A 19,177-nucleotide genomic window follows, 5' to 3' on the forward strand; every position below is an offset into this window, starting at 1 on the left:
GCGCACGCCCGGGGGCCTTCCTGCTCACCTGCCCGCCGCGGCTACCGCTCCGCGTGCCCGCTCGCGAGCGGCCACTCGCGGTTGAGGGCGCCCAGCGGGATCTTGCGCTCGAAGAGCGGCGTGCCGAACAGGGAGAGCTGGAGGTGCAGGTTCCCGCTCAGGTCGAAGCCGCCGTACAGGGCCCAGGAGCCGCTGAGGGAGGTCTTGCCGTCGCTGGAGGCGCTCGCCTTGGCGTCGGCCTCGCCGCGCAGGTACGGGGCGAAGTCCGCGCTGACGCCGACGGCCCCGTACAGGCCGACGGAGGCCTCGGCGCCGAGTGCGCCCTTGACCTTGCCGGCGGCGGTGACGCCCGCCGTGACCGGGGTGCTCTTGACGTCGGACCGGCTGACCGGCGTCCAGCCCTTGCCCAGGGTGTAGCTGCCGCCGACCTTGAAGTCGCCCTTGACGTCCTGCTGGACGTCGAGGGTCACGCGGCCGTCGGCCTCCACCTGCACGTAGCAGGTCAAGTCCAGGTTGACGACGACCGGCACCGGGCCGACCTGGATGACCGGGGCGCTGTGCAGCTTGGCGAACGGGATCCGCTTGGGGGCTCCGGTGCTGGCGGCGGCGCGGCCCCGGAGCTTCCACTGCGAGGACCAGTCGCCGCTCATGCCGAGGAAGGCGCCGCGCGGGCCGGAGCCGGCGCCCGGGGTGCCGTCGTACGAGAACTCCACCTGCGGGGCGAGCTGGACGAACCCGGAGACCGAGGCGCCGGCCGAGGCGGGGGCGTCCGGGGCGGTGTCGACGGCGGCGTTCACGTCGAGCCGCAGGTTGCCGAGCGGCAGCTTGGCGCCCTCGGGTCCGAACTTCACGCCCCCGCTCTTGGCCCAGGAGAACGTGACGCCCTTCAGCAGGGGTTCGACGGTGACCGACGACGGGTCGACGGGGACCTTGCCCTCCGCCTTGTCCTCGCCCAGGACGGAGGCCAGCGTCGTGGCGGCGGTCTTGACCTCGGTGCCGCGGTCGGTCTTCCCGACGACCTCGGTGACCTTGGCCAGCAGGCCGTTGGGGGCGCCGGGCGCCGGCGCGCTGGCGATGACGTCGCCCACGGCGACGGGCTTGTCGGCCGTCGGGGAGGGCGAGGCGGACGGGGAGGCGGAGGAGGACTTCGTGGGCTTGGGTGCGGGCCCCTGCGGGGCCTTGACTATGACGGCCCGTCCGCTCGCCTGGTCGTACGAGGCGACCTTCAGCGAGGACTGCTCCGTCCTCCCCTTCGCGCCGGCGCGCGCCACGGCCGCCGGTGTCGGCGTGCCCTCGGGGGCCGCGGCCACGTCGAGCTGCTGCGACGTGCCGTCGCCGGCGGGTGCGAGGGGGGCGGGGGCGGCCGCGGCCGCGGCGTCGGTGTGCGTCGTGGAGGCGCAGCCGGTGGCGGTGAGCGCGAGGGTGGTCAGGCCGGGGAGCAGGAGCCGTCGGGCGAGCATGCGCACGTGGGGGAACCTTCGGTACATGAGGGGGTGTTCGCTGGTTACCGAGTGGTAACCGGAACCCGATCATGTCATGTGCGCTGTGCGGCCGTCATGTCCGGATCCCGCCAACTCCCCGACCGGTCTTGATGGTTGAGGCCCCTGACGGTTGAAGATTCACCCACGTCGGCCGCGCTCTACCGGAGCACCCCCGCCTTCGTGCCGTCCGTCAGCTTGCCCGCCAGCTCCACCTGGGCGCCCTCCGGCGCCTTCACCGCCAGCCGGTTGCCGTTCGCCGAACCGTTCACCCCGCCGCCCGACACCGACAGCGACGCGAACTGCGCACTTCCCGCCGCCAGTACGTACCACTGGCCCGCCTTCGACTTCCACAGCACGCCGGCCAGCACCCGAGGCTCCCGCGCCCCGCACGCCGGCGAACCCTCCGCCTTCGCCGCCTGTGCCGCCAGCGGGGCGCCCGGGGCCAGGAACTGCGCCTGCACCCGGTCCTCCGTACCCGCCCAGGTCTCGGCCCGGGTGCACAGCCAGGTCGCCGTGCCGTCGCCTTCGGGCAGGGGCTGCTTCGCGTACGTCCACGCGTTGACGCTGCGGACGCCGTGCGAGCGGACCGACGGCAGCAGGCACGCGATCCGCGACCAGTCGCCGAGCTCCGCCCCCTCCGTCACGTCGCGCTCCGCGCCCGGCGCGCCCGAGGTCAGGCGGGCCGCCGTCACCTCGCCGAGGTCGGTGACCAGCCGGGTGGCGCCGCCGCCGGTCAGGGACAGGGCGTTCCAGGCGGTGCAGTTGCCCGCCGGGGCCGGACTCGCCACCGGCGGGGTGACCCCGTCCCGGCCCGGCTTCAGGGCGGCCGTGGCCTCACCGGGCTTGAGCAGGTCCCGCAGTCCCACGCCGGTGACCCACGGAGCGGTCAGGTAGCGGACGTTGCCGTCGACCCGGCTCAGGACCAGCGCGGTCGCGGACTCCGCCGAGGCGGCGTCGGTCCGGGCGAAATCGAGGGCGGCGACCGAGGTCCCGGAGCGGGGCTCGGCGTACCGGACCACGCGCAGGCCGTCGTACATCAGGACCACGACCGCCTGGTCCACGGTGCCCGCGAACAGCAGCTGCGGGGGGCCCATCGGAGGTCCGGGCGGGGTGCCCGGGGTGGCCGACGCGACCACGGTCCGGCCCGGCCGGGCCCACACGGCCAGCGCCCGGCGCAGCAGTTCGGCGTCGTCGGTGCGGTCGCCGCGGGCGGGCCAGGTGGAGAAGCCCGTACGGGAGGACGTGCGCCAGGCGGTGGGCGCGACCCGCACCACCTTGCCCGGGTCCAGGGCCTGCTCCGCCGCCGCGTTGAGCGCGTACGGCGGGGCGGCGGCCCCGTCCGCGCCCCAGCCGCCGCCGGGCAGCGCGAGCAGCGCCCCGCACACGGCGAGGGCGGCCGCACCGGCCAGGGCGGCCCGCGCGAACCGGCGCCGGCGCAGCAGGTCGGTGGGGCGCGCCTGGAGCACGCACGGATCGAACTCCGGCGAGGCGAACAGGGCGTCGTTGGCCGGATCCCCCGATTCGGCGACCGCGGCGGCGGGGTTCGCGACCCCGGCCTCCGCCAGCACCCGCAGCACCTCCGGCTCCGGCAGCCGCTCCAGCGCCCGCAGGACGCAGGCCGCCCGGCCGGGGCCGTCGAGGGTGGCCAGCCACTGGTCCAGGGCCAGCTCCTCGGCCCCGCCGGAGCGCGGGAACAGCCGCAGTCCCCACACCTGGGGCAGCAGCGGGGGCAGTTGGGCCCGCCGCGGCAGCGCCTTGAACGTGAGCGGGATCCCGGCTTCCAGGGCGCCGCGCAGCACCCTCAGCCGCACGTACGCGTACCCGGAGTCGCCGCCCGCGCTCCCGCGCTGGCCCGGGACCCCGCCCTGTACGGCGGCCGCCTCCGCAGCGGCCCCGCGCCGCCCGCGCGGGAGCGCCCGCTGGACCAGCGAATGGGCGGTCAGCACCCGGCGGTTGCGGCCGAGGGCGGGTGGCAGCACCAGGTAGGCGAGCCGCACCAGCCGCGGGTAGTGCTCGACGATGGCGGCCTCGGCCAGCTCGACGTCGGGAGGCGGCACGGGAGACGGGGGGCGGGTGGCGGTGTCCGGCGCAGTCACGTTCAGCAGAACGAGCGAATCGTCGGATGGTCACCCGTCCCCGGCTCGCACGTTCGGGTCAAAGGCCGCGGGGCCGAACGGGGACCGTTTGGCCCCGCAGGCGGCCCGGGCGCCGCCCGTTCGGCCGTCCGGGGCGGCCCGGGGGCGGCCGGGGGCCCTCGGGGCGGAGCCGCCGGGGGAGGCGGGGGAGTCAGGCCGTCAGGCGGGTGCGGAGCGCCTCGACGGCCTCGTCGGGGACGCCGAGACCCTCGCGCACGTACTTCTCCATCGAGCCGTAGCGCGTGCTCACCTCGTCGAGCGCCGCCCGCAGGTACTCGGGGAAGACCCCGATCAGGCCCAGGGCGATGTCCGGGTTGCCGCCGGCGACGGTGAAGCCCTCGATCATCGGGGCGAACGCCTGCTTGACCGCCGGATTGACGGAGAGGTACTCCTCCATCAGGGTTTCGTCGTCCGCGCCGAGCAGCGACAGGAGGACGGTCGCGCCCCAGCCCGTACGGTCCTTGCCGGCCGTGCAGTGGAACAGCAGCGGGCCCGCCTGCGGGTCGGCGAGCTCGGTGAGCAGGGTCCGGTACGCCGTCTGCGCGGAAGCCGTGGACACGAAGGACCGGTAGGTGTCCGCGAACAGCGCCTGCACCTTGCCGCCGCCCAGGTGCTCTTCCGCCATCGCCGGGTCGGACAGCAGGTCCTTGAGCTGCGTGGCGGCCGGGATCTTCCCGGCGTTCAGCTTGTCCGCCAGGACGTCCTCGACCAGGAGGCGCACGCCCTCGGGTATGCGGTCCGGGTGGGCGGCGCGCTCGGCGTCGGTGCGGAAGTCGATGACCGTGCGCAGGCCCAGCGCGGCCACGACCGGGTCGGCGGCCACGTCGAGCCGGTCGAGCTGGCCGGAGCGCAGGACCAGGCCGGGGCGGACGGTGCGGCCGCCGGAGAGGGGGGTGCCGCCGAGATCGCGGAGGTTGGCGATGGTGGTGGAGGGGGTGGTCGTGGTCATCGTGGCGGCTCCAGCGGTGTGGGTGCGGCGGTGGGCATGGGTGGGGCCAGTGGCGCGATGGCTATGCGTTCATCCGATTTTCGGGTGTTTCGTCCCGGATAGGTAATCGAAGGCGAAGGACAGCCCCACCCCGATTCCCAGCGCCGCCAGGTGCCCGGCGTCCGTGAAGGTCCGCTCCCGCTTGAGCACCGGCCGTACGGCGAGCGCCAGCAGCCCGGCCCGGGCGGCCGTACGGACCGCACCGCGCGGCAGCGCGGAGGTCAGCGCGCCGAGCACCGCGTTGAAGCCGTAGCTGGCGCCCACGTCCAGGGCACGCCGGGTCGGGGCGTCGGCCCGGCCGCGCAGGGCGCCGAACACCAGGAGCGTCGCCGCGGCGTGCCCGAAGAGGAACACCCCGACCGTCCACCAGGCCCCGTACGCGTACTCCGCGTACCCGAGGACCGCCAGCAGCAGCAGGGCGTACTGCAGCGGCATCGGCTCCTCGACGACGAAGGCGCTGCTCAGCAGGGTCTCCCAGCGGCCGGCCGCGAGATTGTCGACATTCGTCGAGCAGCCCCGCAGCACGCGCTCGCGCTCCGCCGGCCCCCGTCGCTCCAGGGCGTACGCGCCGAGCTGGACCCCGCCCGCATACACCACGCCGAGGACCGGGGGCGGCCACAGCAGTGATTTCATCCGATCATGATCGGATACGACCCTCGGACTGGCGGAGCCGGGGCCCGTGCGAGCATGTTTCAGCCATGCCAGGAACCCCCGCGCCGCTGCGCGTCACACGGGCCGCGATGTTCGCGGCGGTGTGTACGGCATTGGGCGCGATGGGGCATTCGTACATGTCCGGCATGGATGTTCCCCTGATAGGCCTTATGGGTGCTTTCGGGGTGACCGGCGGGCTCGCATGGCTCGGCGCCGGGCGCCGCCGCGGGCCGGCCGGGATCGGCGCGGCACTCCTCGCCGTCCAGGGGGTTCTGCACCTGGTCTTCTCGGGCAGCCAGGCGGGGAGTGCGGGCCACCGGCTCCCGATGTCCGTGCCCATGCCCATGCACCACCCCGTGCCGGGAGGCATGGACGGCGGGCATTCCCTGCACGGCATGGCGGACGCGCACGGCCTCGCGGACATGAGCGGGATGGCCGGCATGGACGAGATGGCCGGCATGGGCGGCATGGCCGGTGCGGACGGCATGAGCGGCATGGCCGGGCACGGCGGACTCGGCATGATCGCCGCCCACGTGCTCGCCGGTCTGTTCTGCGCCGCCTGGCTGGCCTGGGGCGAGGCCGCCGTGTTCCGGCTGGCCCCGGTCCTCGGCGCCGCGGCGCTGCTCGCGGCCCGGCCGCTGGCCCGCGCGTTCGCGCTGCTCCGGGCCCGGGTGGCCCCCGTACCGGCGCCGGCCGCGCCCCGGCCGCCGTACGAACCCCCGCGCAGGCTGCGCGGAGCGGTACCCGCCCACGCCCTGGTGCGCCGCGGACCGCCCCGGGGGCCGTACCCCCGCGCCACGGCCCCCGGCCGTACCGCCCTCGCCGTCTGAACGATCGCCGAGGGGGCGAGACCTGGGGCCGGTTCACCCATGTCTTCGCCATTGCGCCAACACCTAGGACCCACATGTCCCTTGACGAGGTTCGGGACGTCCGCACCCCGGACGCCGCAGCGACCCCCGACACACCCGATACCCCCGACGCCCCCGGCACTCCCGCCGCATCCCCGAAACCCGGAGCCTGGGCCGCCCTGCGGCCGCTGCTCCTGCGCGTCCACTTCTACGCCGGGATCCTGATCGCCCCCCTCCTCTTCCTCGCCGCCGCGACCGGTCTGCTGTACGCCGGCTCCTGGCAGGCCGAGAAGATCGTCTACTCCGGCGAACTGACCGTCGCCCGGGTCGGCGAGAGCACCGTGCCGCTCAGCGCCCAGCTCACGGCCGCCCGGGCCACCGTCCCGGAGGGCAAGGTCGTAGGCGTGTGGCCCGCACCCGATTCCGAGTCGACCACCCGCGTGATCATGGAGGCTCCGGGGCTGGAGGAGGGACAGACCCGTACCGTGTTCGTGGACCCGTACACGGCCCACGTCAACGGGGTGCTGACCACCGAAGGCGACGCGCTGCCGCTGCGCGCCTGGCTCAGCGAGTTCCACTCCAGCCTCCACCTCGGCGAGTTCGGCCGGAACTACAGCGAGCTCGCCGCGAGCTGGCTGTGGGTCGTCGCACTCGGCGGGCTCGCGCTGTGGATAGGCCGCCGCCGCTCCCGCAAGGCCCTGCTCGTCCTGCCCGACCGCGCCGCCACCGGCCGCCGCAAGACCCTGTCCTGGCACGGGGCCGTGGGCCTGTGGGCCGTCGCAGGACTCGTCGGGCTCTCCGCCACCGGCCTGACCTGGTCGAAGTACGCGGGTGAGAACATCGGGCAGCTCCAGGACGGGCTCGGCGGCGCCACCCCCTCGGTGTCCGCGGCCCTCACCCCCGGTTCGGACGCCGGTTCCGACGCGCACGCCGGCCACACCGGGCACCCCATGCCCGACGGCATGGAGATGCCCGCGGCCCCGCCCGCCGCGGACATCGGCATCGACAGGGCGGTGGCCGCCGCCCGGGCCGCCGGGGTCACCCACGAACTCCGCGTCACCCTGCCCGCCAAGGGCAAGGGCTACGTGATCAAGGAGCAGGACAAGCAGTTGCCGGTCCACCTGGACGCGGTCGCCGTCGATCCCGCCGACGGCCGGATCATCGACGAACTGCGCTTCGCCGACTACCCCTTGCTCGCCAAGCTGACGCGGTTCGGCATCGACCTGCACATGGGCAAGACCTTCGGGCTCGCCAACCAGATCGCGCTCGGCGCGCTCGCCCTCGCCGTGATGTTCCTGGTGTTCTGGGGCTACCGGATGTGGTGGCTGCGCCGGCCCACCAAGGACCGTGCCCTCTCGGTCGGCCGCGCGCAGCCGCGCGGGGCCTGGCGCAAGGTACCCGCGGCGGTGCTGCTCCCGCTGGCCGCCGCGACCGCGGTGGTCGGGTGGTTCGTACCGCTGCTCGGCATCAGCCTGCTCGCGTTCCTCGCGGTGGACGTGGTGCTGGGAGCGGTCGCGGCGCGCCGCGCGGCCTAGCCCGGCGGGGGGTGGGCCCGTACTCCGCGCAGGGGTACGGGCCCAGCCACTGGTGCGTCCGGGACGCTCAGGGCGCGTACTTGTAGCCCACGCGGCGTACGGTCCGGATCGCGCCGCGGTGGGTGGCGCCCAACTTGCGGCGCAGGCGGGCGATGTGGACGTCGACGGTCCGGCCGTCGCCCACGTGGCCGTAGCCCCAGACGGTGGTCACCAGCTGGTCCCGGCTGTGCACCCGGTGCGGGTGCGCCACCAGGTGGGCCAGCAGCTCGAATTCGAGGTAGGTCAAGTCGAGTACCCGGCCGTCGACCTCGGCCGTGCGCCGGGCGGCGTCGATACGGACGAGTTCGTCCCCGGTGGCGGCTGCCGCCGGCGCGGACTGTGGCGCGGACGGGGCGACCGACTGCGCGGCGGGCTGCGGTACGGACTGCGGGGCGAAGACGACCGGCGGCCGCGGATCGTCCGCCCCGGCCGGTACGAGGACCAGGTAGCCGACCATCGGCGGCTGGCCCGGCAGCGTGGGCAGGGCGTGCTGCGGCGCCGGGATCCAGGTCGCTCCCGGCGGCAGGAGGTCGACCACGCGGGCGGCCTCGTCGCGGTCCACGGCGCGCAGCCGGTGGCGAGGACCGGCCGGATGGGCGAGGGGCACGGTCGCAGCGGTCGCGGTCGCGGTGGAGGCGGCAGGGATCAGGGAACGGGTGTGAGACATGAGTGGTCAGCTCTTTCACGCGAAGTGGCCGGCAGGAGAGGACGTGCGTACGTCATCGCGTACCGCGCGGACCGAAGGCCTCGGGGAAGCTCTGGTGGCGGATCCCGAAAGGCTTTAGAGGGCCGGCGCGTTCTCCGTGCGGCAACACACCCGGTCGAAGTCGTGATCCTGACGGGAGGGCCAGAACGGCTCGAGGTCGCTGCGACCGTTCGAGGTGTACGAGTGGCTGGCCATGGGCGTCATTGAAGCAGACGGGACGGCCCCAGAGCACGTCTTGTCTCAACTGGTGGATCGGAATCTCAAATTCCGCTACCAGGCCTCCCGCGGACCTGCGGCGACGCCCGCCGGGCCACAGGGGCTCGGCGGGCGTCGTACCGCGGAGGAGGGGCGTCGTACCGCGGAAGAGGGGGGCAGGAGCGGGGCCGGTCTCAGACCAGGCCCTCCTTCTTCAGGCTCGTGCAGCAGGTGTCCACGATGAGGCGGGTCACCACGTACGGGTCCACGTTCGCGTTCGGGCGGCGGTCCTCGATGTAGCCCTTGCCGTCCTTCTCCACCTGCCACGGGATGCGGACCGAGGCGCCGCGGTCCGAGACGCCGTAGCTGAACTCGTTCCACGGGGCGGTCTCGTGCAGACCCGTCAGGCGCTCGTCGATGCCGGCGCCGTAGTTCTTCACGTGGTCCAGCGGCTTCGAGCCCTCGCCCAGCGCCTCGCAGGCCGTGATGATGGCGCGGTAGTCCTCGCGCATCGCCTTCGTGGAGAAGTTGGTGTGCGCGCCCGCGCCGTTCCAGTCGCCCTTCACCGGCTTCGGGTTCAGCGTCGCCGAGACGTTGAAGTCCTCGGCGGTGCGGTACAGCAGCCAGCGCGCGATCCACAGCTGGTCCGAGACCTCCAGCGGGCCGACCGGGCCGACCTGGAACTCCCACTGGCCGGGCATGACCTCGGCGTTGATGCCGGAGATGGCCAGACCCGCCGCGAGGCAGTGGTCCAGGTGCTTCTCGACGATCTCGCGGCCGAAGATCTCGTCGGCGCCGACGCCACAGTAGTAGCCGCCTTGCGCGGCCGGGAAGCCGCCCACCGGGAAGCCGAGCGGCCGGATGCCGTCGAAGAAGGTGTACTCCTGCTCGATGCCGAAGATCGGCTCCTGGTCGCCGAACCGCTCCGCGACCGGACGCAGCAGCGCGCGGGTGTTCGACTCGTGCGGGGTCATGTCGATGTTCATGACCTCGCACAGCACGAGGACGTTGTCCCCGCCGCGGATGGGGTCCGGGCAGGAGAACACCGGCTGGAGCACGCGGTCGGAGGCGTGGCCCTCGGCCTGGTTGGTGCTCGATCCGTCGAAGCCCCAGATCGGCAGAGCCTCGCCGTCGGCCAGGATCTTCGTCTTGGAGCGCAGCTTCGCCGTCGGCTCGGTGCCGTCGATCCAGATGTACTCAGCCTTGTAGCTCACGGGCCCCATCCTTCGGTGCGTCGCTCCGGCACAGACTCTGCGGGTGCTGCGTTGGTCGTGCGTTCGTCGTGCCGCGTTCGTCGTGTCGCGTTCGTCGTACTGCGGTGCGTTGCGGTGTGACCGCAGCGTGCCCGTTCGCGATTTCTCTTCCGTTGCCCGTGTGTGAACCCCGTGTTACCGAGGTTTACGCCGCAGGTCGAGCGGGTTGTGCGGGTTGACGGCAGCACACCCGTCCGAGTGGGGCACACTGTGCGGGTGAGCATTTCGTACGATTTGAACTCGGCCGACGACCCCGCGGATTCCCCCCGCCCGCCGACCCGCCCCCGGGTCGGCCTGCTGGGCACCGGCCCCTGGGCCCACCGCACCCATGCCCCCGCCCTCGCCGCGCACGCCGGCTCCGAGTTCGCCGGAGTGTGGGGCCGCCGCCCCGAGGCCGCGGCCGAGCTGGCGGACGCGTACGGGGTGAAGGTGTACGAAGACGCCGACGAGCTGTTCGCCGACTGTGACGTCGTGGCCTTCGCCCTGCCGCCGGACGTGCAGGCCCCGATGGCCGTGCGCGCGGCCGCCGTGGGCTGCCACCTGCTGCTCGACAAGCCCGTCGCCACGACCGCCGAGGACGCCCACGCCGTCGCCCACGCCGCCGCCCGGCACGGCGTGGCCTCCGTCGTCTTCCTCACCCTCCGCTTCGCGGAGCCGGCCGCCGGCTGGGTCGCCGAGCAGGCCGCCCGCAGCGGGTGGTTCACGGCGAGCGCCCACTGGCTCGGCGCCGTCTTCCCGCCCGACGGGGCGCCCAGCGCGTACGCCGCGTCGCCCTGGCGCAAGGCCAAGGGCGGGCTGTGGGACGTCGGCCCGCACGCCCTGTCCGTCCTGATCCCGGTCCTGGGCGACGTCACGTCCGTCTCCGCCACCCGCGGCCCCTCCGACGTGGTCCAGCTGGCGCTGCGGCACGCCTCGGGTGCCGCGAGCACGGCCGTGCTCAGCCTGGGCGCGCCGACGGCTGCGGCCGGCGTGGGCCTTGAGCTGCGCGGGGCCGAGGGCGTCTTCTCGCTGCCCGACTGGACCGACGTACCGGGTGCGTACGGGCGCGCCCTCGACGCCCTGCTGACCGCCGCCCGCACCGGTGTGGCGGACCCCAGGGACGCGCGGTTCGCGGCCCGCCTGACGGAGATCCTGGCGGAGGCCGAGTCCCAGCTGCCGCAGTGACGCCGCCCTGCCGCCCTGCCGCCCCGCGGGCCGCGCGCCCCGGGTCGCGGCGGGGCTACTTGATGACGGCGTTGGCCACGATGATGGCGAGGCCGATGGGGGCGTCCGCCAAACCCGTGAGCAGGGCCGAACCGAGCCGGTAGCCGACGCGCAGCGCCACGAAGGAGCCCCACGCGAACAGCAGCGCGGTGTTCAGGCCGAGCCCGACGGCGGTCACCGCGTGGGAGTCCCAGTGGGCGAGCCCGGAGGCGAGCAGGAGCAGGACGGTGGGAAGAGTGGCCACCAGCATCGGCCACTCGTTCCACAGCGCCCGTGAGAGCACCCGCCACCGGTGGGCGGCCGAACCGGACTGATGGCTGGTCATGTGGTGCGAGTAGCCGTGCGCGAGCGCGGCCGCGCCGGCGGTGACCAGGACCCAGCTCGCGTCGTAGAACGGAGTGGACTTCCCGCCCGCCTGGTCCAGCGCGGCCAGCAGGCCGGACGCGAGCACGGTCCCGTAGACCCCGCCGAACATCCAGTCGGCGCCCCGGCGCGGTGGGGGCAGGTGGGGCCGGGGGAGCCGTTCCCGCTCCTGCGGGCCGTGTTCGTCGGGCCGGGCCTGCTCGTCGGTCATCGCCGTCCTTTGATGCGGTCCTTAGTGTGGTGTATCCCCCTTTGTCACGTTTCACAGCTTATGGGTGGGCGGGTGAGGCCGAGATGAGGAACGGGCGCGGGCCCCCGGGTGAGGGCCGGCGGGACAGGGCGCTGCGGCACAGGACCCCCGGGTCAGGGCCGCCGGGACAGGGCCTCGCGGACCGCTTCCTCCGAGCGGCCGACCACCGCCGTACCGTCCTGCGCCGTGATGATCGGGCGCTGGATGAGCCCGGGGTGGGCCGCCAGGTGCGCGATCCAGCGGTCCCGGGCCCCGTCCGTCTCCTCGCGCGGCAGCTCCCGTACGCCCGTCTCCTTAGCGAGCGGGTCCGAGGTGCGCGTGATGTCCCACGGCTCCAGGCCGAGCCGGCCCAGGACCTCGCGGATCTCGGCCTCGGACGGTACGTCCTCCAGGTAGCGGCGCACCGTGTACTCGGCGCCCTCCGCGTCCAGCAGGGTCAGGGCGCCGCGGCACTTCGAGCAGGCGGGATTGATCCAGATCTCCATGCTCACCAGCCTAGGCGGCGCGTCTGGGTCGGAGCCTGTCTGGCCAGGGGCTTTTGTCAGTGGTCCCCGGTAAAATCGAGGGAGAACGACAGGAAGCCAACTACCGTTTGGGAGGCTGTAGATGGCCACTGCCATGACCTTCGAGCCCGTCAAGAAGAAGCCGCTGCCGGCAGGCCTGCCCCGCGAGTGGTACGAGAGCCACAACCGCCGTCTGAAGGCGATGCGGCTGGCGATATCCCTGCTCGACTCGGGGACGTACGACGCCCGCCGCGCCACCAACCGGAAGATCCGCACCATGGCCGTCCGCACCGGCGTCCACCGCCCGTCGAACGTCACGTGCAAGCTGGTCCGCGCCTTCATCGTCAGCAACGGAGCCTGAGCCCTGCCCGACGGCGTCCGGCCGGCCGGCTCCACGGCCTGCCGGACGCCGAACGGAACCCCTGACGGACTTCCCGGACGCGTGACGGACACCTGCCCGGACGCCGGACGCCGGGCCTCCCCGCGGGCCGGGCCGTCAGGACTCCGGGAGGGACAGCACCAGCAGGGCCACGTCGTCGCCGGGGCCGCCCGCGGTGAACTTCAGCAGGTCCTGCCACACCGCCTCGACCAGCCCCGCCGGGTCCCGCTCCAGGGCCGGGAGCCGGGCCGCCAGGGGATAGAACTCGCCCGCCGCGTCCCGGGCCTCCGTCACCCCGTCCGTGTGCGCGACCAGCCGGTCGCCCGGCAGCAGCCGTACGTCGGCCACCACCGCGAGGTCCGGCCCGGCGAGCCCCAGCCCGAGCGGCGGCCCCGGCACCACGGCCAGCTCGGACACCGCGGACCCCCGCAGCAGCAGCGCCGGCGGATGCCCGCACGAGAGGATCCGTACGAGGTCCAGCCCCGGCGGGAACTCCAGCAGCAGCGCCGTCGCGAACAGCTCCGGCTGCTCGGAGGCCCCCTCCTCCGAGCTCGCGTTGTCCGCGAGCAGCCTGCGGTCCAGCCGGGCGGCCACCGCGGCGAGCTCCGGATCGTCCAGCACCCCCTCGCGGAAGGCACCGAGCAGCGCGGCCACCGTGCCGACCGCCGCCAGCCCGTGCCCCTGCACGTCCCCGACCAGCGCCCGTACCCCGTACGGTCCGGCCCGCACGTCGTACAGGTCGCCGCCGACCAGGGTGCCGCGCTGGGCGGCCCGGTACAGCCCGGCGCAGCGCACCGGACCCACCTGCTCCGGTACGGGCGGCAGCACCGCGAGCTGCGCCGCCTCCGCGACCGTCCGTACGCTGACCAGCTGCGCGTCCCGGCGCCGCCGCACCCAGGCGATCACCACGCTCAGCAGCGCGACCACGGCCACCGTGGCCAGGTCGGCGCCCTGGGCGTGCCCGACCCCGAGCGAGGACACGCCGAGCAGGACGAGCACGATCCCGGCGAAGACGGCGGTCCCGGCCGCTCCGTACGCGAAGGCCGCGACCGGGGGCAGGCCGGCCAGGAAGTAGCCCAGCTCGATGTCGCCCGGGGTGGTGGCCTGCGCGAGCACCAGCACCACGAGGGCCACGGCGGGTGCGAGCCGCGCCCAGCGCGGCGGCGGCTTCCCGTGCAGCCAGCCAGGCTCCTCCCGTCGGCGTCTCACCCCTCCACCCTGGTACGGGGGCGCGGGGCGCGCACGCCGGACCGGCCCCGCCGGGTGGCCCCGCGGGGCCCGGGCGCCGAGAGTGGTGCCGTGACGAATGCGGATGCGGGCACCGGCGCCGGCGCGGACCCGGGCGCCGACGCCGACGCCGGCGCGGGGGCGAGGGCGGGCGGCGGCGCCGGTGCGGGCACGGCCGGGCGGAGCGCGGAGATCGGGTCCCGGCTGAACTGGCTGCGGGCCGGGGTCCTCGGCGCGAACGACGGGATCATCTCCACCGCGGGCCTGGTGGTGGGCGTGGCCGGGGCCACCACCGCGCGGGCCTCGATCCTCGCGGCCGGGGTGGCCGGACTGCTGGCGGGGGCCTTGTCGATGGCGGCGGGGGAGTACGTCTCGGTGAGCTCCCAGCGGGACTCGGAACAGGCCGCCCTGGAGACGGAGCGGCAGGAGCTGGCGCAGGACCCGGAGGCGGAGCTGGCGGAACTGACCGCGCTGCTGGAGGCCAGAGGGCTGAAGCGGGAACTCGCCCGGCAGGCGGCCGTGCAGCTGACGGAGCGCGACGCGCTGAGGGCCCACGCGCGGGTGGAGCTCGGGATCGACCCCGACGAACTGGTGAACCCCTGGCACGCGGCGTTCGCGAGCCTGATCGCGTTCACGGTGGGGGCGCTGCTGCCGCTGCTGGCGATCACGCTGCCGGAGCCGCCGGAGCGGGTGCCGGTGACGGTGGTGGCGGTACTGGCGGCGCTGACGCTGTGCGGGGTGATCAGCGCCCGCCTGGGCGGAGCCCCGGCGCCCCGGGCGGTCCTGCGCAACGTCACGGGCGGCGCCCTGGCGATGGCCGTCACCTATGCGGCGGGCACCCTGCTGGGCGGGTCCTGACCGCCGGGGCGCCATGATGGGGGCATGCGCATCGCGATCACCGGCTCCAGCGGGCTCATCGGACAGGCACTCCTACGGTCCCTCCGGGCCGACGGGCACGAGGTGGTGCGCTTCGTACGGCGCACGCCCTCCGTGCCCGAAGAGGCCGAGTGGGATCCGCGGCGCGGGTACGTGGACCCCACCGGTCTCGCCGGCTGCGGGGCCGTCGTCCACCTCGCCGGGGCCGGGGTGGGCGACCACCGCTGGACCGACGCGTACAAGAAGGAGATCCGCGACAGCCGGGTCGCGGGAACCGACGCCATCGCCCGGGCCATCGCCGCGCTCGACGCGCCGCCCGCCGTCCTCGTCAGCGGCAGCGCCATCGGCTACTACGGGGACACCGGCGACCGGGCCGTCGACGAAGACGCCCCCGCCGGGCAGGGCTTCCTGCCCGAGGTCTGCGTCGAGTGGGAGGCGGCCGCCGCCCCCGCCCGGGCGGCCGGGGTACGCACGGTCTTCGCCCGGACCGGACTGGTCGTCGCCGCCGGGGGCGGAGCCTGGGGCAGGCTGTTCCCGATCTTCAAGGCCGGGCTCGGCGGCCGGCTCGGCGACGGCCGCCAGTACTGGTCGTTCATCTCCCTGCGCGACGAGATCGCCGCCCTGCGGCACGCCATCGACACCCCCGGCCTGTCCGGCCCCCTCAACCTCACCGCCCCCGAACCGGTGACCAACCAAGAGGTCACCGCCGCGATGGGCCGCGTCCTGAACCGGCCCACGCTGTTCCCCGTACCGGCTCCGGCCCTGCGCCTCGCGCTCGGGGAGTTCGCCGGGGACGTGCTCGGCAGCCAGCGGGTGCGCCCGGCCCGGCTGTTGGAGTCCGGCTTCACCTTCCGGGACCCGGACATCGACCAGTCGATCCGCGCCGCACTGGCCGAATAGCCGGCGGTCCCGCGCCCATGCGACCGTCTGTGACCCGGGTGCGACCGGTGTGCGACCGGACCCGGCCGTAATACCCCACCGAACTCGGGTTCCCCTGGAGCCGGTTGGGGGAAGGAGGATTCCCACACAGCCGCGTCGACCTCGGGGAGGGGCACGTGCTCACCAGCTCGCACCGCACCGCACAGCACGCGGACGTCGTCATCGTAGGAGCCGGGGTCTCAGGACTCGCGGCGGCGCACCACCTGATCGCCGCAGGGGTCACGGTCACGGTCCTGGAGGCGGCCGACGATCCCGGCGGCCGGATGGCCACCGAGCACGTCGACGGATTCCGGCTGGACCGGATCGGACAGTTGCTCAACACCTCGTACACGGAACTCGACCGGACCCCCGGCCTGGCCGGCCTGGTCCTGCGCCCCTTCGCGCCCGGGGTGCTCATCCACACCGACGGCCGACAGCTGCGCGCCGGGGCCCTGACCCCGGCCCGCGCACTGGCCAGCGGATCCTTCGACCAGGCCCGCCTCAGCGCCTACCTCGGCCGGCTCGCCGCCCTGCCGGTGGACCGTGTACTGGCACGCCCGGAGCGCACCGCGCTCGCCGCCCTGCGCTCCCGGGCCCTCGGCGCGACCCTGCGCCCCCTGCTCACCGCACTGCTGCGCGATCCGGAGCTCACCACCTCCAGCCGGGTCGCCGACCTGGCCCTGCGCACCTTCGCCCGCGGCCGGCTCGCCGTGCCCGAGGGCGGGGCCGCCACCCTGCCCGAACTCCTCGCCGCCGCCCTGCCGCCCGGCACGGTGCGCACCGGGGTCCGGGTCCGGTCGGTGGCGACCAAGCTGGTCACCACCGAGGAGCACGGCGACTTCAGCTGCCGCTCCGCCGTGCTGGCCACGGGCGCCCGGGCCGCCGCCGAACTGCTGCCGGGGCTGCGGGTGCCCGCCTTCCACGAGGTCACCGTCATCCACCACGCCACCGCCGCCCCGCTCCCGTGGGACGGCTCCCTCCTGCTCGACGGGGATCCGCGCTGGCCCGTCGCCCACACCGCCGTGATGAGCGCGGTCGACCCGACGCGGGCCCCGGCCGGCCGGAGCCTGGTCACCACCACCGTGCTGGGCCCGCCGCCACCCGCCCGTACGGTCGCCTCGCGCCTGGCCAGGCTGTACGGCACCGGCACCCGCGACTGGGAGCTGCTGGCCGTCCACCACGCCCCGGAGGCCGTCCCGGCGATGCCGCCGCCGTACGACCTGCGCCGCCCGGTCCGGGTCCTGGCCGGGCTGTACGTGTGCGGCGACCACCGCGACTCCAACACCGTCCAGGGCGCCCTGCACTCGGCCCGCCGCGCCGCCACCGCCGTCCTGCGCGACTTCGGCATCCGGCTCCCGGCGAGCGCGGAGCCCGCGGTCCGGGCGGTGGCCTGAGAACCACCATCCGCCCGTGAGCCCAGGGCCCGGTTCCCCCGCGGAACCGGGCCCGCCCGCGCGGCCTCAGGACAGTGCCGCCACCCGGTCCCGGTACGTCCGCACCGCCGAGGCGTCCCGGTACGGCTCCAGCCGCCGCTCGAAGTCCCGTACGTACTCCACCGCGCGCACCGACCGCATCTCCATCGCCTGCTGCGCCGCCTCCGCGCCCAGCGCGCACGCCTGGTCCAGCTCGCCCAACCCCAGCCGCGCCGTCGCCAGCACCACCCGGCAGAACAGCCGCGAGCGCGCGAACCCGGGCGCCCGCAGCTGGAGCGCGCGCTCCGCGTGCTGTGCCGAGGCCCGGTACTGCTGGAGGTCCCGGTGGCAGTGCCCGAACTCGTCCGCGAGCTGCCCCTCGTCGAAGAGGCGGGCCCAGTGCGGTACGTCGTCCCCCGGCCGGGCCGCGCCCAGCGCCCGCTCGGCCCGCACCAGCGAGGCCGTCGCCGCCCGGACCTCGCCGAGCACCGCGTGCCCGCGCGCCTCCGCCGAGTGCAGGAGCGCCTGCACCACCGGCGGCGGCCCCGAGCCGACGCCCTGCTGCGCGACGCGGGCCAGCTGCACCGCCTCCCGGCCGTGGCCGAGGTAGACCGCCTGCCGGCTCATGGTCACCAGCACGTACGAGCCGTAGGGCCGGTCCCCGGCGGCCTGCGCCAGCCGCAGCGCCTGCACGAAGTAGCGCTGGGCGAGCCCGTGCGCGGCGATGTCGTACGAGGTCCAGCCCGCGAGCCGGGTCAGATCGGCCGCGGCCGCGAAGAGCCGGCGCCCGGTGGTCTCCCCGTACGTGCCGCGCAGCATCGGCTCGGCCTCGTGCTCCAGGTAGCGCACCAGGGCCTGGCGGGCGTGGCCGCCGCCGTAGGTGTGGTCCAGGGTCCGGAACAGCTCGCTCACCGAGCGCAGCGCCGCGATGTCCCCGCTGGTCACCCGCTGGCCGGGCCCCCGGTCGATCTGCCGCTGCCGGGGCACCGAGCCGCGCCCCTGGACCGGGACGCGGGGCGCCGTCGCGGTTGCCGACGATGCCGCCGCCGCTGCTGCGGTTGCCGGGTCCGCGCCGCGGCCCACGCGCTCGTCGGCGCGCCCGATGAGCCAGTCCCGGCTGGGCACGACCAGCCCGGCCGGGGTGAACGCGATCTTCCGCAGCTCGGCGTGGGAGCCGGAGTCCTTGCGCCAGAGCCCGCTGGCGATGTCCACGGCCTCCTCCGGAGTGGCCGCGAATTCCAGGCCGGCGTAGACGGGGGCGCAGGCGTCCAGCCCCAGGTCCTGCGCGGAGAGCCGCCGGCCCAGGCGCCGGGTGAAGACCTCGGCGATCAGGGCCGGGGTGGTCCCGCGCGGCTGCTGTCCGCGCAGCCACCGGGTCACGGAGGTCTTGTCGTACCGCAGATCGAGACCGTGCTCCAGGCCGAGCTGGTCGACGCGGCGGGCGAGACCGGCGTTGGAGAACCCGGCTTCCGCGATCAGCGCCGCGAGCTGCCGGTTGGGGACGCGCTGGGCAGGTCGTTCCGTCATCGGCTCCACGGTTTCCTGACGTGACGGACCGGGGTCCCGGCCCTGTGAACGGCGTGAATGTAGCGGCGAACTCCGCTCAGGCCGCCCCCTCTGTCCCACATTCATCCGATCGTGTGCAGAACAGGACGCGGGGTGGACAGTCGCTCGTGGCCAGAAAGGGCTACCGACAGGTATTCCGTGGGGGACCGCGTGGAGGCAGCCGGTTCTACGACGATGACCGGCTGCGGGATGCCGCGAAGGAGTGCAACCCGCCGGCCTGCTGCGGCGGCGCGACGGCCGGCTGCCGAACCACCCGTGAACGGAACGGTCCGGGCGTGGCCGAGGCGCCCGGACCGTCGCCCAGCCGAAGCGGGCCGGCTTCGAAGCCGCCTGCGCCCACCGCGACCACCTGCGCAGCACCTCGCGCATGATCGGCGCGAGGGACCCGGAGAACTCCGCATGCAGCGCGGATTCGGCAGGGCGCTTTACGGGCCGACCCCCTCCGTCCGCGTACGCTGCGCGACATGAACCGCAGGCCCACCCGGGCGGAACCCGCCGCCGACGACACCGTGCCCGCACCGCTGCCCGCGCCCGAGCTGACCGAGGCCGAGTGCCGGCGCTGCGGCACGTACGGGGAGACCACCGGGCGCCGGCTCTTCGCGGCCGCGGCCGATCTGACCCGGCTCGCGGGCTGGACCTCGTACGACAT

18 protein-coding genes are annotated in these 19,177 nt (G+C 74.8%); 8 read left to right on the forward strand and 10 right to left on the reverse strand.

What is annotated here, in order from left to right; genetic code table 11:
- Window positions 1-41 precede the first annotated feature (41 nt).
- The 4 genes from ACS04_RS15195 to ACS04_RS15210 all read right to left on the reverse strand — a co-directional run bounded on the left by ACS04_RS15195 (window position 42) and on the right by ACS04_RS15210 (window position 5,237).
- Window positions 42-1,466, reverse strand: coding sequence for a hypothetical protein (locus ACS04_RS15195; RefSeq protein WP_107438612.1), 1,425 nt, complete (start codon window positions 1,464-1,466; stop codon window positions 42-44).
- 173 nt (window positions 1,467-1,639) lie between these two features.
- A complete protein-coding gene (locus tag ACS04_RS15200) occupies window positions 1,640-3,577 on the reverse strand; it encodes a hypothetical protein (RefSeq protein ID WP_053080778.1) in 1,938 nt (645 codons plus the stop codon).
- 190 nt (window positions 3,578-3,767) lie between these two features.
- The gene (locus ACS04_RS15205; protein ID WP_048477124.1) at window positions 3,768-4,565 is read right to left on the reverse strand and encodes a tyrosine-protein phosphatase; all 798 of its coding nucleotides are present in this window, start codon (window positions 4,563-4,565) and stop codon (window positions 3,768-3,770) included.
- 69 nt (window positions 4,566-4,634) lie between these two features.
- Window positions 4,635-5,237: a rhomboid-like protein gene (locus ACS04_RS15210; protein WP_048477125.1), complete on the reverse strand. Its 603-nt coding sequence runs from the start codon at window positions 5,235-5,237 to the stop codon at window positions 4,635-4,637.
- A 164-nt stretch (window positions 5,238-5,401) separates the two neighbouring features.
- Here ACS04_RS15210 and ACS04_RS15215 point away from each other — a divergent pair, with 164 nt between their 5' ends.
- Window positions 5,402-6,085 carry a hypothetical protein gene (locus tag ACS04_RS15215; protein WP_209441701.1) on the forward strand — a complete coding sequence of 228 codons (684 nt, stop codon included), beginning with the start codon at window positions 5,402-5,404 and terminating at the stop codon, window positions 6,083-6,085.
- 74 nt (window positions 6,086-6,159) lie between these two features.
- Window positions 6,160-7,638 (forward strand): PepSY-associated TM helix domain-containing protein, encoded by a 1,479-nt coding sequence (locus tag ACS04_RS15220; RefSeq protein WP_048477127.1) that lies wholly within the window; start codon window positions 6,160-6,162, stop codon window positions 7,636-7,638.
- A 67-nt stretch (window positions 7,639-7,705) separates the two neighbouring features.
- On the opposite strand, the gene ACS04_RS15225 is transcribed toward ACS04_RS15220, so the two are convergent.
- Both ACS04_RS15225 and glnII read right to left on the reverse strand, forming a co-directional pair.
- Window positions 7,706-8,344, reverse strand: coding sequence for a winged helix-turn-helix domain-containing protein (locus ACS04_RS15225; RefSeq protein ID WP_048477128.1), 639 nt, complete (start codon window positions 8,342-8,344; stop codon window positions 7,706-7,708).
- Window positions 8,345-8,772: 428 nt separating this feature from the next.
- Window positions 8,773-9,792, reverse strand: a complete 1,020-nt coding sequence (gene glnII / locus ACS04_RS15230; RefSeq protein ID WP_048477129.1) for a glutamine synthetase — start codon at window positions 9,790-9,792, stop codon at window positions 8,773-8,775.
- 261 nt (window positions 9,793-10,053) lie between these two features.
- Here glnII and ACS04_RS15235 point away from each other — a divergent pair, with 261 nt between their 5' ends.
- The gene (locus tag ACS04_RS15235; RefSeq protein WP_398025110.1) at window positions 10,054-10,995 is read left to right on the forward strand and encodes a Gfo/Idh/MocA family protein; all 942 of its coding nucleotides are present in this window, start codon (window positions 10,054-10,056) and stop codon (window positions 10,993-10,995) included.
- A gap of 55 nt (window positions 10,996-11,050) precedes the next feature.
- Here the strand turns inward: ACS04_RS15235 and ACS04_RS15240 are convergent, their stop codons facing one another.
- Together ACS04_RS15240 and ACS04_RS15245 are read right to left on the reverse strand one after the other, a co-directional pair.
- A complete protein-coding gene (locus ACS04_RS15240; RefSeq protein ID WP_245236400.1) occupies window positions 11,051-11,608 on the reverse strand; it encodes a hypothetical protein in 558 nt (185 codons plus the stop codon).
- Between the two features lie 152 nt (window positions 11,609-11,760).
- The gene (locus ACS04_RS15245) at window positions 11,761-12,132 is read right to left on the reverse strand and encodes an ArsC/Spx/MgsR family protein (RefSeq protein ID WP_048477131.1); all 372 of its coding nucleotides are present in this window, start codon (window positions 12,130-12,132) and stop codon (window positions 11,761-11,763) included.
- 121 nt (window positions 12,133-12,253) lie between these two features.
- Here ACS04_RS15245 and ACS04_RS15250 point away from each other — a divergent pair, with 121 nt between their 5' ends.
- Window positions 12,254-12,511, forward strand: coding sequence for a hypothetical protein (locus ACS04_RS15250; RefSeq protein WP_048477132.1), 258 nt, complete (start codon window positions 12,254-12,256; stop codon window positions 12,509-12,511).
- 135 nt (window positions 12,512-12,646) lie between these two features.
- Here the strand turns inward: ACS04_RS15250 and ACS04_RS15255 are convergent, their stop codons facing one another.
- Entirely contained in the window at window positions 12,647-13,738 is a 1,092-nt protein-coding gene (locus ACS04_RS15255) for a PP2C family protein-serine/threonine phosphatase (protein WP_063839270.1), read from the reverse strand.
- Window positions 13,739-13,948: 210 nt separating this feature from the next.
- Between ACS04_RS15255 and ACS04_RS15260 the strand changes: the two genes are divergently transcribed.
- The 3 genes from ACS04_RS15260 to ACS04_RS15270 all read left to right on the forward strand — a co-directional run bounded on the left by ACS04_RS15260 (window position 13,949) and on the right by ACS04_RS15270 (window position 16,944).
- Window positions 13,949-14,614, forward strand: coding sequence for a VIT1/CCC1 transporter family protein (locus ACS04_RS15260; protein WP_048477148.1), 666 nt, complete (start codon window positions 13,949-13,951; stop codon window positions 14,612-14,614).
- Between the two features lie 24 nt (window positions 14,615-14,638).
- Window positions 14,639-15,532, forward strand: a complete 894-nt coding sequence (locus ACS04_RS15265; RefSeq protein ID WP_048477133.1) for a TIGR01777 family oxidoreductase — start codon at window positions 14,639-14,641, stop codon at window positions 15,530-15,532.
- Between the two features lie 155 nt (window positions 15,533-15,687).
- On the forward strand, window positions 15,688-16,944 hold the full coding sequence (locus tag ACS04_RS15270) for an NAD(P)/FAD-dependent oxidoreductase (RefSeq protein WP_048477134.1): 1,257 nt from the start codon (window positions 15,688-15,690) through the stop codon (window positions 16,942-16,944).
- Window positions 16,945-17,010: 66 nt separating this feature from the next.
- On the opposite strand, the gene ACS04_RS15275 is transcribed toward ACS04_RS15270, so the two are convergent.
- Entirely contained in the window at window positions 17,011-18,489 is a 1,479-nt protein-coding gene (locus ACS04_RS15275; RefSeq protein WP_048477135.1) for an NsdA family TPR-like regulatory protein, read from the reverse strand.
- A gap of 503 nt (window positions 18,490-18,992) precedes the next feature.
- Between ACS04_RS15275 and ACS04_RS15280 the strand changes: the two genes are divergently transcribed.
- Window positions 18,993-19,177: hypothetical protein (locus tag ACS04_RS15280; RefSeq protein WP_048477136.1), on the forward strand; the 185-nt coding region annotated here is incomplete at its 3' end.

Origin of the sequence: Streptomyces roseus (genome assembly GCF_001044425.1) — a bacterium.
GTDB lineage: Bacteria > Actinomycetota > Actinomycetes > Streptomycetales > Streptomycetaceae > Streptomyces > Streptomyces roseus.

Coding starts and splice junctions, on each gene's coding strand:
- ACS04_RS15225 (WP_048477128.1), bottom strand. CDS start 8,344: ATGTCTCACACCCGTTCCCTGATCCCTGCCGCCTCCACCGCGACCGCG.
- ACS04_RS15265 (WP_048477133.1), top strand. CDS start 14,639: ATGCGCATCGCGATCACCGGCTCCAGCGGGCTCATCGGACAGGCACTC.
- ACS04_RS15220 (WP_048477127.1), top strand. CDS start 6,160: ATGTCCCTTGACGAGGTTCGGGACGTCCGCACCCCGGACGCCGCAGCG.
- ACS04_RS15250 (WP_048477132.1), top strand. CDS start 12,254: ATGGCCACTGCCATGACCTTCGAGCCCGTCAAGAAGAAGCCGCTGCCG.
- ACS04_RS15210 (WP_048477125.1), bottom strand. CDS start 5,237: ATGAAATCACTGCTGTGGCCGCCCCCGGTCCTCGGCGTGGTGTATGCG.
- ACS04_RS15205 (WP_048477124.1), bottom strand. CDS start 4,565: ATGACCACGACCACCCCCTCCACCACCATCGCCAACCTCCGCGATCTC.
- ACS04_RS15275 (WP_048477135.1), bottom strand. CDS start 18,489: ATGACGGAACGACCTGCCCAGCGCGTCCCCAACCGGCAGCTCGCGGCG.
- ACS04_RS15245 (WP_048477131.1), bottom strand. CDS start 12,132: ATGGAGATCTGGATCAATCCCGCCTGCTCGAAGTGCCGCGGCGCCCTG.
- ACS04_RS15215 (WP_209441701.1), top strand. CDS start 5,402: ATGGATGTTCCCCTGATAGGCCTTATGGGTGCTTTCGGGGTGACCGGC.
- ACS04_RS15240 (WP_245236400.1), bottom strand. CDS start 11,608: ATGACCGACGAGCAGGCCCGGCCCGACGAACACGGCCCGCAGGAGCGG.